Raw genomic sequence first — 689 nt, 5'->3', positions numbered from 1 at the left:
GTCACGGTTGCCATGGCACTGATGCGACTTGGAAACAGTCCTACACGTTTTTTCTCGCCAGTAGACGGCTTGATGCGATAAAGAATGTTGCTGTTTACATTGCCAGAGACGTTTTGGTTTTTCGCTGCAACCAGCATTTGACCGTTTTGATCCAATGTTGCCGCAGCGACGAAATCGATGAAGTGGAAGCCTTTGAGTGTTTGTGCGCCCGTTGAAGTATCAACGGTAAAGGTGCGACCATTGGTCACAAACAACAACTCGCCGTCTTGGAAGACAAAGTCACCCCAGTTAGTAAAACCACCAAACTTGAGGCTATTCTCGAAATTGCCAAGTTGCGTGATGTCGCCAGTAACAGGGTCAACTTTGAAAATGGTTTGTGCATCAGAAGCAAATAACTCGCCACTGTCTGGATCAAACGCCATGCGTAGAATTTGCTTTTTCACTGTTGGACCCGCGACATGTTCCCCAGTGGCGGGGTCCATATAAGAAAGTTGGTATGCGGCAACGGTTTTTGCGTGCAAATCTAGATTTTTGAACTCTTCAGTTGAAACGTCAGCATCAGGACCTTGAACATGGTAGGACGTAGGCTGAGGGGCGCTGATATAGTACAGACGATCGGTGATACGGTCATAAGACATGCTTGGGGAGCTAAACTGCGCACGAGAATGGTATTCTTCACGCTCACTGGC

Annotated in this window: 1 protein-coding gene; it reads right to left on the bottom strand. The window is 47.8% G+C overall.

Annotated features, from left to right (window positions below):
- Positions 1-689, bottom strand: a 689-nt coding sequence (locus tag A1OO_RS22625) for a hypothetical protein (RefSeq protein ID WP_016959321.1), incomplete at both ends; no start/stop codon positions are given.

The organism is Enterovibrio norvegicus FF-33, assembly GCF_000286835.2.
Taxonomy (GTDB): Bacteria; Pseudomonadota; Gammaproteobacteria; order Enterobacterales; family Vibrionaceae; genus Enterovibrio; species Enterovibrio norvegicus_A.
Note: the sequence above shows the minus strand (reverse complement) of the source record. Positions and strands in the feature narration are given on the sequence as shown.